Source organism: Bacillus sp. AFS001701, from assembly GCF_002559405.1.
Taxonomy (GTDB): domain Bacteria; phylum Bacillota; class Bacilli; order Bacillales; family Bacillaceae_G; genus Gottfriedia.
The window spans coordinates 16,506-27,840 of the sequence record NZ_NTZO01000103.1 but is presented as its reverse complement, the minus strand read 5'-3'; the positions used below and the strand labels follow the sequence as shown (position 1 = coordinate 27,840).

Sequence of the window (11,335 nt, the reverse complement as noted above, 5' to 3'; positions counted from 1 at the left end):
GCATTAAGTAATAACGAAATTCCTGAAATTGTTTATGATCAATTAGTTTCTACTGTAAATGATAATTTAAATTTATTACATCGTTATATTGCTATTCGTAAAAAAGCGTTAAAGCTTGATGAAATTCATATGTATGACTTATTTACACCATTAGTAGAAGAAGTAAAAATGGAAGTTAAGTATGAAGAAGCAAAAGAAATTTTATTAAAAGCATTAAAACCATTAGGTGATGAATATGTTGAAATTCTAAAAGAGGCATATGAAAGCCGTTGGGTAGATGTTGTAGAGAACAAAGGAAAACGTAGCGGAGCATACTCTTCTGGAGCGTATGGTACTAACCCATATATCCTAATGAACTGGCAGGACAATGTAAATAATTTATTTACATTAGCACATGAATTTGGTCATTCAGTGCATAGTTATCATACTCGTAAAAATCAACCTTATGTTTACGGAGATTACTCAATCTTCGTAGCTGAAGTTGCCTCTACTTGTAATGAAGCGATTTTAAATGATTATTTACTAAAAAATACTGAAGATCCTAAGCAAAGACTTTATTTACTAAATCACTACTTAGAGACTTTCAGAGGAACTGTATTCCGTCAAACGATGTTTGCAGAGTTTGAACATCAGATTCACGTATTAGCTCAAAATGGTGAAGCATTAACGCCAGATTTATTAACGAAAACATATTACGAGCTTAACCAAAAATATTTTGGTGACGAGATCGTAATCGACGAGTTAATTGGTTTAGAATGGAGTAGAATTCCTCATTTCTATTACAATTACTATGTTTACCAATATGCAACAGGTTTCAGTGCAGCAACAGCACTTTCAAAACAAATTCTAGAAGAAGGCGAACCAGCAGTTGAAAGATACTTAGGCTTCTTAAAAGCAGGAAGCTCTGATTACCCAATTGAAGTATTGAAAAAAGCTGGCGTTGATATGACTTCTTCACAACCAATCGTAGAAGCATTAAAAGTATTTGAAGAAATGTTAAACGAAATGGAAGAGCTTTTATTTAACGAATAACTTATTTAAACAAACACATATAGCATCATACCTATATGTGTTTGTTTTTATCCTGACTTTTTATATATCTTTATACCTACTATTTTGTGTCTAAAATGTGAAATATTTCTCAAATGGTTGCCAAACTCTAAAATAAATTGTATTATAAGGGTGTGAATTACTTCACAAACACAAATACCCCTTTGTTGAACGTGAAAATTTCTCCCATCCCCTTGATGTAAAATATTACATCAAAAAAAGGACCTAGCGAAAGCTAGGTCTTTTTTTTCCTTAAACAACATACTGATAATAAATTTGATCTTTTTGAACGATTTTCTTAACTTTTCTACGTAGGATTAATTTTTTTAATTCTAACTCCATACATTGAGTAGATTGTTCGTAAATCATACATAATTCTTTAATCGTAACAAATGGTTGGAATTTAATAAATTCAGCTAAATCAGGTAGTTCTCGTTTTTCTAACTTTGTATTCGTCATTAGTTCTAATATTTTTACATAAGTCTGATAGCTTTCAAAACCAGAAACTTTCAAACCTTCTTCTTCAATATTTTCATTAAAAAATACAACGCTTGGAATTTCAGTTACATGCATTTCTTTCGTAACTTTAATATCACATTGTAAAGCTTTAATAGAGTGGGTACTGTGTAAATCTTCCATAAACTCTTTTACATCAATATTTATATCTTTAGCACATTCGATAAGAACATCTTGATCTGTAATGTCTAAATCCTTCAAGAAATAATATTCTTGTAACTTCTTTAAGTAGTTAACGCCAGCTACTCTACCTTGAAGCTCAGCTGCCTTTAATGCAATTGCAGAGTAGTATGGGTAAAGTTCTTTATTATCAATCCATAAGTGATCGTCACAAAGGATATCCGATCTGCTAGCTGTTTTCTCCCATACGAATGCAAGCTGAGAAGGTCGTTTTTCTAATAGTTTTTTAGTTGTGTAATATCGATTAACTGGAATATAAGTAGATGAAAAATATTGGCCATATTCTAAGTGAAACTTTTTTAAAATTGTACTAAAATCCCAACAATTTCTACAAAGTGGATCTATGAATACATACAATTCAATCGATTTTTTTGTACAATTCTGCTCGGGAAGCGTGATTGATTCATTTTTATATTGTTTGTCATTCATATATTTCACCCTTAATGCAATTCATAAGTCCGTACTATAACAGACTTGAAAATTAATTTGTAAGATATAACACGTTTATTCTCTAATGGTATTGTAGCAACGGATAGTTAATATTTCAAATATGATGCACTATTTTTCATTAATCTATTAATATTTCCTTATTTCATTTGAGTATGGTGATAAAAAGGGTTGTGTCGTAGAAGTCTAAGCGAATTGTAAATTAAATTTTTGAAATGGTACCGAGGAGAAAGTCTGGTCTGCAAATAAAGATGAGAGAACAGCAAATAAGGAGAACATTTGTGCAAATAAAGTATGAGCTGCAAATAAAATTCCAAAATCACAAATAAAATTGTCAAATCTGCAATTAAAAATTGGGAATCGCAATTAAAAATAACAATACTAAAACCTTAGTAATAGCTAATAAGTGAAACTAATACCTATACCGCCTTAGGGAATTATGACAAAAGAACTGGACAAAAGTAGTTATTTTCAAATGGCAAACTAGCAAAGCAGCTTTAATTTTAGTTAATCGGTTAAAAAGTTGATCGAAATCAGCTATCTTTCAAGATAAATTCGGCTACATACTAAAAAACGCCGAAATATACCCTTTAGGTTTCTCCGGCGTTTGAAATTAATGCTGCTCATATATCAGTTAGCTGATTTCCTTGTTTAACATTAAAAAAGCGTCTAATTTTATTTAATGTTTTACGTTGTGGAATTTGAAGATTCTCTAACAGATTGATAAACTGTTGTTTACCAATGTTTTCGTCCGAAACTTCGAATTCTAACTCATAATCCTCGTGATTTAAATATGTACTATGGTCTAGAACTAAGAGTCCACTTTCATATGGAAATTCTACTCTGTTTGTTGTTAAATCACCTATTAATACTAGGGCGTTTAAGTTTAATTTTACTTCGTTGATATAATCTTTTACTTCACCATCTGGAAGAACGTAGGTTTTTAGCATAGTTGATGCTTCAGTTCCACTAATTTTTTGATTAATTTCTAAATGTCCGACTGTTTGTTTTATTTTTAAAGTTAAAGTATATGAAGTTAGTGACTTTTCTCGGATTCTTAGAGCTCCGCCATGTTCTTTAATTGTAAAATCAGGTGTCTCAAAATAATAATTAGTTTGTGATTGGAAACTTGACTCGTTAACTTGGAAATGCGATTTAAGCTTGTCAAATTCCTCTTTTGTTAATAAGTTCTTAAATTCAATTTCAATTTCTTTAGCCATAAATAACTCCTTATTTTTAGTATTATTTTTGTTATTGAATGTGCTAGTCTTCGTCTATTTTCTATTTGATATGTTACAATAGAAATGGTCAAATTTAAATAAAATACATACATTAAAAAGGTTGAGGTTTTAGTGATGAGAAAAATGCTTGAAATAAATGGAATAAATATAAATGAAGATGGTTTATTTCTGTTAATCGACGATACAAAAATGAATTTAGAACAGTGTCATGAAGTAGGAACAATGATTGCAGACTCAGACCACGGTTCACTATTGTATATATTAGAAGAAAATGAAGAATTTGTATATGTTACAGTTCCTTATGAGTATTGGTCGGACTTGAATAAAGCAAATGATCAAAATTTAAACGTATTTTTAAAGGTCGGTGAAAAGAGTCTTTCACTAAATAATTGGAATGAAGAGCTAACTTATTTAATCCAAAATGTTGAAGGTAATTTTAACTATGGAGAAGAATTTGTAAAGCAAGTTCAAAGTGCATTTTTAGAAGAGAAGTAAGTTGGTGGTGATTGGATGAATGGTCAATGGGAAAGTTTTTTAGCACCTTATGAACAAGCAGTAAGTGAATTGAAAATAAAGTTAAAAGGGATTAGAAAACAGTTTGAAGAAACTAATCAGCATTCCCCAATTGAGTTTGTTACTGGGAGAGTTAAGCCTATTCACAGCATTGTTAATAAGACAATAAGAAAAGGAATTCCTTTAGCGAATTTAGAAACTGAATTACAGGATATTGCCGGTCTTAGAATGATGTGCCAATTTGTAGAGGATATTAGAAATGTAGTGGAACTTCTTCGCAAACGTAAAGATTTTGCAATTGTTGAAGAGCGAGATTATATTACAAATAAAAAGAATAGCGGGTATCGTTCTTATCATGTAGTTGTTGAATATCCAGTTCAAACAATTGAAGGTGAACGAAAAGTTTTAGTTGAAATTCAAATTAGAACTCTTGCGATGAATTTTTGGGCAACAATAGAGCATTCTTTAAATTATAAGTATAAAGGGAAATATCCTGAGAATATTCATGAACGATTACAAAGAGCAGCTGAAGCAGCGTTTCTATTAGATGAAGAAATGTCCCTTATTAGAGGAGAGATTCAAGAAGCGCAAGCAGAGTTTTCGAAAAAAAACGACCAATAAGGAAAGGGCGAGAAAATGAAATTCGTAATTATGTCTAAGGGCGATCAAGAGTCCAATGAACTGACGAAACGAATGAGAGATTATTTAGAGAGTTTTAATTTTAAATTTGATGAAGAAGAGCCTGAAATTGTCATATCTGTAGGTGGTGATGGGACCTTACTTCATGCTTTTCATAATTACACTCATCTTCTCGATAAAGTATCTTTCGTAGGGGTTCATACTGGGCATTTAGGGTTTTATGCTGATTGGGTACCAAGTGAGGTAGAAAAGCTTGTTATTGCAATTGCAAAGACTCCATTTCAAGTAGTTGAATATCCTTTATTGGAAGTAATCATCCGTTATAAGGATGGAAGAAAAGAAATGCAAACATTAGCTTTAAATGAATGTACGATAAAAGGTCTTGAAGGTACATTAGTGATTGATGTTGAAATAAAAGGTCAGCATTTTGAGACATTTAGAGGTGACGGTCTTTGTATTTCTACACCTTCAGGTAGTACAGCGTATAATAAAGCACTTGGTGGAGCAATTATTCATCCATCAATTGAAGCGATTCAAATAGCTGAGATGGCTTCAATTAATAATCGAGTTTTTCGTACAATTGGTTCACCTCTTGTTTTACCTAAACATCATACTTGCTTACTTAAACCTGTAAGAAACGCAAATTTTCAAATTACATTAGATCATAAAACAATCGTACATCAAGATGTTAAATCAATTCAATGTCGAGTTGCTCATGAAAAAGTACGTTTTGCACGTTTTAGACCTTTTCCATTTTGGAAGCGTGTTGTTGATTCTTTTGTTAAATAAAATGGTGAAGAATATGAAGCAATTTAGTTTATCATGGGAAGTAAAAAAAGAGCATAATGAAATTTTACTTAGAGAGTTTCTTAAATTAAAGGAGCTCTCTAAACGTGCTCTCACAGATATAAAATTTCAAGGTGGAAAAATTACTGTAAACGGTGAAGAAAAAACTGTCCGTACGATGTTAAAAGAATTAGATCTTGTTCAAATCTATTTTCCAATCGAGAAACCAAGTGAGGATCTTATAGCTGAAGATATTCCTTTTGAAATTGTTTATGAAGATGATGCTGTATTAGTCATCAATAAACCTTTTGGAATTCCAAGTATACCTTCTAGAGAACATCCAAATGGTACCCTTGCAAATGGATTATTATTTTATTATCAAACAATTGGGCTCCAATCGACCATCCATATTGTAACTCGATTAGACAAAGATACATCGGGTTTAATGCTAGTTGCCAAAAATCGTTATATTCATTATTTGTTTTCGAAAAATGAATTAAAAAATGTACAAAGAAAATATTTAGCGATTGTTCATGGGCAAATGAATGATTTAAAAGGTGTAATACGAGCAAAGATTGCTAGGAAAAGTGATAGTATTATCGAGCGTATTGTTTCTGAAGAGGGACAAGAAGCAATCACATATTATAAGGTCCTTTTAGTAAATAGGGACTACTCAGTCGTTGAATTAGAATTAGAAACTGGTCGAACACATCAAATCCGGGTTCATATGTCTTCGATTGGACATCCACTAATCGGGGATGACTTATATGGAGGTAATACTGATCGATTAAAAAGGCAGGCGTTGCATAGTTATCAATTGTCATTTGTTCATCCAATTGATCTTACTGAAAAAAACTTTGAAATCGCTTTACCTGCTGATGTAAAAAGGTTATTGGAGTCGTGAATGTCAAGTGATAAATTTGTCTAAATTTTGTATAATTTATTGACAATATATGAATAATAGATTATTTTTAGTATGTAGTGTTTCTCCATGGGGATGGAAGAGACTAATATATGCTGATAAGTGAGCGCTTACATTATCAGCAAAAAAGTAGGTTCCGATCAGAAACCTACTTTTTTTGTATCTACTTACCTAAACTCTACTCTCTTTTTCTTCGTAAAAACTAAATTTTTCTTCAATGTATGGCATGGAAGATTGTACTTGGGTGTATTTATGTTCTGGATACGAAAATGCTGTTAGTTTTCCTCCAAAGACAGCGCCAGTATCAATATTAATTGTATTATTTAATTCTCTTGGTTCCTTAATTGGAGTATGACCATAAACAATTAATGCTTTACCTTTATACTCTTTAGCCCAATCTTTTCTTACAGGCATCCCATTTGGAAGCACTTCTCCATTAATATCTCCATATAAAACGAATGTTTTAACATTATTTGAATGCTTACCAATCATATCCTCACGTATTCCGGCATGACTAACAACTAATTTTCCATTGTCTAGAACATTATAAAGTGGGGAGCCTTCATAAAGTTTTTTAAACGATGCTTGATAATGGCTCCTTTCTTTACCGCTAACTGATTCTAATTCAGCAACTGTTGTTTCAAGTCCATGTTGAATTTTTACATTGCGACCAAGAAAATAACGATAAAGTTTATTACAATGATTCCCTGGTGAATAATGTGCTTTCTTATGCTTCATCACAAGTTCATATACTACTTTTATAACTGCAAGCGAATTAGGTCCGCGATCCGTTAAATCACCAACAAAAACTAGCTTTCGATTTTCAGGGTGAACAGGAATATGATTCTCCCACGAATAACCAAGTTTTTTAGTTAATTCAACAAATTCATTATAACAACCATGAATATCGCCTATAATATCGTATTTCATCCTATCATTCCTTTTAGTTTGTTATTTCAACAAGTTATAATCGTAGTATGCCCTAAAAAAGCAGCCTAAAAGAATTTTCCAAGAAGAGTATTGCTAATATAAAAAAAGAAGGGGTAAAGATCTTCATTAGATCTTTACCCCTGTCTTTTTTGTATTTCTACTCTATCAGTCAAACATATACTTATTTGTTCTAGATCTTACATTAAGGATGAATCCGATTGCTAGAAGATTAGTTGCTAGAGAACTTCCTCCGTAACTAACGAATGGTAGAGTAATCCCTGTAATCGGTAGTAGACCAATCGTCATACCAATATTTTGGAAAATCTGGAAAGTAAACATTCCGACTACACCAGCACAAAGATAGCTACCAAATTTGTCGTTACTTTCTAAAGCAATATGAATCATTCGATAAATTAATAAGAAGAATAATGAAATTACTACACTAGCTCCTATGAACCCGTATTGTTCGCAGATTACGGTGAAAATAAAATCTGTATGTGGTTCAGGGAAGTATGCTTCACCATTATGAAATCCTTTACCCGTAAGTAAACCAGAACCAGCTGCCATTAATGCCTGAGTAAGCTGATAACCTTGAGAAGGGTATTCATACGGTGCTAGCCAACCGTAAAAACGATTTAACTGGTATTCCTCAAGTACATGCGATGTGAAAAATTCAAAATGATAAAAGTATAGGTAAACCATGAATGCACCAAGACCGATCGTTAATACAACTAGTCCAAGAATATAGCGCCAACGAATTCCAGAAATTAAAATCATTGTTGCGATAATTGCACACATAACCATTGTATTTCCTAAGTCAGGCTCTTTTGCAATCAGTAGTAGAGGAGGCAATGCAATACCGAATATTTTACCTAAAAGTAAAATATCTTCTCTCTTTCCACGGACAGCGTACATTTCATTATGTCTTGAAATAATCGTTCCTAAAATAATGATCATAAAAATTTTCATTAATTCAGATGGTTGGAAGTTACCAATACCAGGTAATGTGTACCATGCCGTTGCACCTTTAATGGTTTTAGCACCTGGAATATGCAGTTCTAATCCAAGTAGTAAGAGTAGACCAAAACCATACATATACCAAATAACATTTTTATATCGATCAAAATCAATAATCATAATAAAGGCAATACCAACAAGCCCAATGATATACCATTTAATTTGTTGTCCAGCGAAATTGATGTTTCTTAGATTTGCAGGAAGGCTTGGCATTGCACTAGTAATTGCAAGATAACTTACAGCGGCAATACAAAAAAGGATAAAAAGTAATTTGAAATCAATTTGAAAGGGAGATGTACGGTCTTCCTTCATGTCCTCACCTCTCTATAATAAGTTTTATTAGTATGCTTTTATATAGGCACTTTTAATGTACGACAATCATCATTATAATTTATTTTTGTCCTTAAAGGAATTCAAAACTATAAACTCTTTTTAAATAAACTATTATATTTATATTTTTCACTTTAAAATATAAATTGGCAGCTAGGAATAGTACTCGACGTGGTAGCCAATTCTAGGAACAAAGTATAAGTGCAACTACGCCTCTGACTTCGCCTAAAAGGCTCGTCAGTCGACGAGTTTTCTTTATGTGGACAAAGCTATAAATAACTTTACTATTTTCAATTCATTGTATTTGTGCTACTATTTTAGTATCTAGTACTAATAACTAATAATAAAGGAGATGAAAGATATGATTTCATTGCAAGGAAAAACTTTTGTTGTTATGGGTGTTGCAAACTTCCGTAGTATCGCTTGGGGTATTGCACAATCATTACATAGCGCGGGAGCAAATTTAATTTTTACATACGCTAATGAAAGATTAGAAAAAGGTGTTCGTGAATTGGCTGACTCACTAGAAAATCCTAACAATCTTTTAGTTCAATGTGATGTAACTAGTGATGAAGATTTAGCAAAATGCTTTGCTTCAATTAAAGAGCAAGTAGGCACAATTCATGGTGTAGCACACTGTATTGCTTTTGCTAATAAAGAGGACTTAAAAGGAGATTTTGTAGACACAAGCCGTGATGGATACTTATTATCACAAAACATTAGTGCTTACTCTTTAGTAGGTGTAGCTCGTGAAGCAAAACCATTAATGGTTGAAGGCGGAAGCATTGTTACTCTAACTTACTTAGGTGGAGAGCGTGTAATGCAAAACTATAACCTAATGGGTGTATCTAAAGCAGCTCTAGAAGCTTCTGTACGCTATTTAGCGAACGATTTAGGGAAATACAATATTCGCGTTAACTCAATCTCTGCAGGACCAATCCGTACGCTTTCTGCAAAAGGAGTAGGCGACTTTAATACAATCTTAAAAGAGATCGAAGAAAAAGCACCGTTACGTAGAAACGTAACACAAGAAGAAGTAGGAGATTCTGCTTTATTCTTATTTAGTGACTTAGCAAGAGGTATTACTGGAGAAAACATTCATGTTGATTCAGGATACCATATAATGGGATAAGAAGAGTAAGAGAAAATGGAAGTCTAAATGACTTCTATTTTTTTTGTGTTTTTAAATAACATACTTTAATAAGGTTGAGGTTCATGAGTAAGTAAAACTGCTACAAGACGTAAATAACTTACTCATAAGGGATTCATGAGTAAGTAAAAGAGCAAGAATCAGAAATATAGTGACTCATAAAGGGTTCATGAGTAAGTAAAACAGTAAGAAGACGAAAATAACTTACTCATAATGGATTCATGAGTAAGTAAAAGAGCAAGAATCAGAAATATAGTGACTCATAAAAGGTTCATGAGTAAGTAAAAGAGCAAGAATCAGAAATATAGTGACTCATAAAGGGTTCATGAGTAAGTAAAAGAGCAAGAATCAGAAATATAGTGACTCATAAAGGGTTCATGAGGAAGTAAGAGAGCAAGAAACGGAAATAGAGTGACTCATAAAGGGTTCATGAAGAAGTAAAAGGGCAAGAATCAGAAATATATTGATTCATAAAGGGTTCATGAGTAAGTAAAGCAGCGAGAACTTGAAATTTAGTAACTCATAAATGGTTAATGTGTATATATAGAATTGGAACGGATGCTCCTTATTTCATATAGGAGGTATGAGAAGGCTGAGGCTCAACAAAGAGGATTCTCAGCTCATGCCCCCACAATCCCCATGAAAAGCGTACATCCTGCAGTGGAAATAAGCGTTCTTCCTTATATGGGTAAACATTCTGTTAGGGAAATCAACCTGACATTAGTCAAATAAAAAAAGTGCCTTCTTTTATCATAAATAGGCACTTTTTTATTGTAAATGTGGCACTTTAATTTTATTAATTCTTACGGAATAAAAATTGATTTTAAGTGACGAAGACCTACTAATTTGCTTTCTCCTCTAGATGTAGTCAACTCTATGAAATTTGAGTCAATCGAACTCAACTTACCTATATATTCGTAATTTTCTCCACTGTTCATTACGACTAATTCACCAATCAACTTATTTAATTGAACGTCTAACGTGCGCGCTAGAGGGATATTAGAAGGATTAACAGGTAATAAATTATTACTTAACATATAAGGGGTTTTTTCTGTGAGATACGGGGTTAACCACTTTAAATGCTGGAGGGATATATACATGATTTTATAGATCGGTGAATAGAATACAAAATAATTATTCATGATGGTTGTAATAAAACCATGAAAAGAACAATTATTTGAAAGGTTAATTTCAACAAAGATTCCTTTGGCTGCAGTTAATACTTTACGTAAAGATAACTCATCTTTTTCGTGTTCCAATTCTTGTAATGACGGAACAACACCATATGATTCTTCAGTTGTACTCTCACTAAGGTTATGAATATGAAGTAGTGGAATATAAAGGAAATTTTCACCATTGAAAACAACTAATAAATCATTTCCAACTTCAATTAAGATTCCATCAACATTACTGTTACCGGAAATTTCAATTGTAACTTGTTTGTTGAGAAAATTTTTGAAACTTGCCATGATTTTCTCCTTTCTTAAAAAGATAAATCATTATTATTCAGACATGTTCATTTCTGAAAAAGGATTTTCGATTTTTTTTATATGGGCATATCAATTAGGATGATAGTTTGTCTAAATAAAATCAATCATTTCATTTTAAGGTTGG

The 11,335-nt window shown here is 32.1% G+C and carries 11 protein-coding genes; 6 read left to right on the top strand and 5 right to left on the bottom strand.

What is annotated here, in order from left to right:
* On the top strand, positions 1 to 1,032 hold a 1,032-nt coding region (locus tag CN514_RS08755; RefSeq protein WP_141529338.1), incomplete at its 5' end, for a M3 family oligoendopeptidase.
* 270 nt (positions 1,033 to 1,302) lie between these two features.
* Here the strand turns inward: CN514_RS08755 and CN514_RS08750 are convergent.
* Positions 1,303 to 2,175: a DsbA family protein gene (locus CN514_RS08750; RefSeq protein ID WP_069032990.1), complete on the bottom strand. Its 873-nt coding sequence runs from the start codon at positions 2,173 to 2,175 to the stop codon at positions 1,303 to 1,305.
* Positions 2,176 to 2,816: 641 nt separating this feature from the next.
* Positions 2,817 to 3,413: a CYTH domain-containing protein gene (locus CN514_RS08745; protein ID WP_098232265.1), complete on the bottom strand. Its 597-nt coding sequence runs from the start codon at positions 3,411 to 3,413 to the stop codon at positions 2,817 to 2,819.
* A gap of 135 nt (positions 3,414 to 3,548) precedes the next feature.
* Between CN514_RS08745 and CN514_RS08740 the strand changes: the two genes are divergently transcribed.
* From CN514_RS08740 to CN514_RS08725, 4 genes are read left to right on the top strand one after another with little or no spacing between them, the layout of a single operon-like run.
* Positions 3,549 to 3,929, top strand: a complete 381-nt coding sequence (locus CN514_RS08740) for a UPF0738 family protein (RefSeq protein ID WP_098232264.1) — start codon at positions 3,549 to 3,551, stop codon at positions 3,927 to 3,929.
* Between the two features lie 15 nt (positions 3,930 to 3,944).
* Positions 3,945 to 4,568, top strand: coding sequence for a GTP diphosphokinase (yjbM, locus tag CN514_RS08735; RefSeq protein WP_098232263.1), 624 nt, complete (start codon positions 3,945 to 3,947; stop codon positions 4,566 to 4,568).
* Positions 4,569 to 4,583: 15 nt separating this feature from the next.
* On the top strand, positions 4,584 to 5,375 hold the full coding sequence (locus tag CN514_RS08730; protein WP_069032994.1) for an NAD kinase: 792 nt from the start codon (positions 4,584 to 4,586) through the stop codon (positions 5,373 to 5,375).
* A gap of 13 nt (positions 5,376 to 5,388) precedes the next feature.
* Complete coding sequence (locus CN514_RS08725; protein WP_098232266.1) at positions 5,389 to 6,276, top strand: RluA family pseudouridine synthase; 888 nt, start codon at positions 5,389 to 5,391, stop codon at positions 6,274 to 6,276.
* A gap of 189 nt (positions 6,277 to 6,465) precedes the next feature.
* Here CN514_RS08725 and prpE read toward each other — a convergent pair whose 3' ends face one another.
* Both prpE and CN514_RS08715 read right to left on the bottom strand, forming a co-directional pair.
* Positions 6,466 to 7,224 (bottom strand): bis(5'-nucleosyl)-tetraphosphatase PrpE, encoded by a 759-nt coding sequence (gene prpE, locus CN514_RS08720; RefSeq protein ID WP_098232262.1) that lies wholly within the window; start codon positions 7,222 to 7,224, stop codon positions 6,466 to 6,468.
* 165 nt (positions 7,225 to 7,389) lie between these two features.
* Positions 7,390 to 8,553, bottom strand: coding sequence for an FtsW/RodA/SpoVE family cell cycle protein (locus CN514_RS08715; RefSeq protein ID WP_098232261.1), 1,164 nt, complete (start codon positions 8,551 to 8,553; stop codon positions 7,390 to 7,392).
* 379 nt (positions 8,554 to 8,932) lie between these two features.
* Between CN514_RS08715 and fabI the strand changes: the two genes are divergently transcribed.
* Positions 8,933 to 9,703, top strand: coding sequence for an enoyl-ACP reductase FabI (gene fabI / locus CN514_RS08710; RefSeq protein ID WP_091024015.1), 771 nt, complete (start codon positions 8,933 to 8,935; stop codon positions 9,701 to 9,703).
* An 821-nt stretch (positions 9,704 to 10,524) separates the two neighbouring features.
* Here the strand turns inward: fabI and CN514_RS08705 are convergent.
* The gene (locus CN514_RS08705; RefSeq protein WP_098232260.1) at positions 10,525 to 11,190 is read right to left on the bottom strand and encodes a DUF2642 domain-containing protein; all 666 of its coding nucleotides are present in this window, start codon (positions 11,188 to 11,190) and stop codon (positions 10,525 to 10,527) included.
* Positions 11,191 to 11,335 lie beyond the last annotated feature (145 nt).

What these genes read in the sequence shown, in the direction of transcription:
- CN514_RS08750 (WP_069032990.1), bottom strand. Translation starts at nt 2,175, where the DNA reads ATGAATGACAAACAATATAAAAATGAATCAATCACGCTTCCCGAGCAG.
- CN514_RS08745 (WP_098232265.1), bottom strand. Translation starts at nt 3,413, where the DNA reads ATGGCTAAAGAAATTGAAATTGAATTTAAGAACTTATTAACAAAAGAG.
- CN514_RS08740 (WP_098232264.1), top strand. Translation starts at nt 3,549, where the DNA reads ATGAGAAAAATGCTTGAAATAAATGGAATAAATATAAATGAAGATGGT.
- yjbM (WP_098232263.1), top strand. Translation starts at nt 3,945, where the DNA reads ATGAATGGTCAATGGGAAAGTTTTTTAGCACCTTATGAACAAGCAGTA.
- CN514_RS08730 (WP_069032994.1), top strand. Translation starts at nt 4,584, where the DNA reads ATGAAATTCGTAATTATGTCTAAGGGCGATCAAGAGTCCAATGAACTG.
- CN514_RS08725 (WP_098232266.1), top strand. Translation starts at nt 5,389, where the DNA reads ATGAAGCAATTTAGTTTATCATGGGAAGTAAAAAAAGAGCATAATGAA.
- prpE (WP_098232262.1), bottom strand. Translation starts at nt 7,224, where the DNA reads ATGAAATACGATATTATAGGCGATATTCATGGTTGTTATAATGAATTT.
- CN514_RS08715 (WP_098232261.1), bottom strand. Translation starts at nt 8,553, where the DNA reads ATGAAGGAAGACCGTACATCTCCCTTTCAAATTGATTTCAAATTACTT.
- fabI (WP_091024015.1), top strand. Translation starts at nt 8,933, where the DNA reads ATGATTTCATTGCAAGGAAAAACTTTTGTTGTTATGGGTGTTGCAAAC.
- CN514_RS08705 (WP_098232260.1), bottom strand. Translation starts at nt 11,190, where the DNA reads ATGGCAAGTTTCAAAAATTTTCTCAACAAACAAGTTACAATTGAAATT.